This is a genomic window from Pseudoalteromonas sp. T1lg23B, from assembly GCF_002964665.1.
GTDB lineage: Bacteria > Pseudomonadota > Gammaproteobacteria > Enterobacterales > Alteromonadaceae > Pseudoalteromonas.
The window spans coordinates 1-550 of record NZ_PQBZ01000038.1; the positions used below are offsets into that span (position 1 = coordinate 1).

The 550-nt window shown below is 41.6% G+C and carries 2 tRNA genes; both read right to left on the bottom strand.

The features are described 5' to 3' along the window. Positions 1 to 222 precede the first annotated feature (222 nt). Positions 223 to 299: transfer RNA gene (locus tag C2M32_RS16325), tRNA-Arg, on the bottom strand. Positions 300 to 357: 58 nt separating this feature from the next. Further along, positions 358 to 434 (bottom strand) — tRNA-Arg (locus C2M32_RS16330). Positions 435 to 550: the final 116 nt, after the last annotated feature.

Genomic DNA, 550 nt, shown 5'->3' on the forward strand with positions numbered 1-550 from the left:
CTTTAAAAATTTGGAAAAGCTGATAATTAAATTCTTATAGATATTCGTATCTATAAAGAGTTTTCAAAAGTAAAACAATGCCAATTAATCATTCATTTGATTAGTTAGCATCTACTTTAGTATTCAATATTAACTTCTGGCGAAGTTGAAATCAGTCTTTGATTATCAACCCGAAACTGTTTTGGGTTGTATGGTCTCTATATTTAACCACTTAGAGAAAAGTGGCGGACGCGGGAGGATTCGAACCTCCGACCGCCTGGTTCGTAGCCAGGTACTCTATCCAGCTGAGCTACGCGTCCGTCATTTAAAATTTTATATCTCTTAAAGATATCTCTATATTTAACCACTTTGAGAAAGTGGCGGACGCGGGAGGATTCGAACCTCCGACCGCCTGGTTCGTAGCCAGGTACTCTATCCAGCTGAGCTACGCGTCCGTCGTTGAATGTTACATTTTCCAATGTCTCTATATTTAACCACTTAGAGAAAAGTGGCGGACGCGGGAGGATTCGAACCTCCGACCGCCTGGTTCGTAGCCAGGTACTCTATCCAG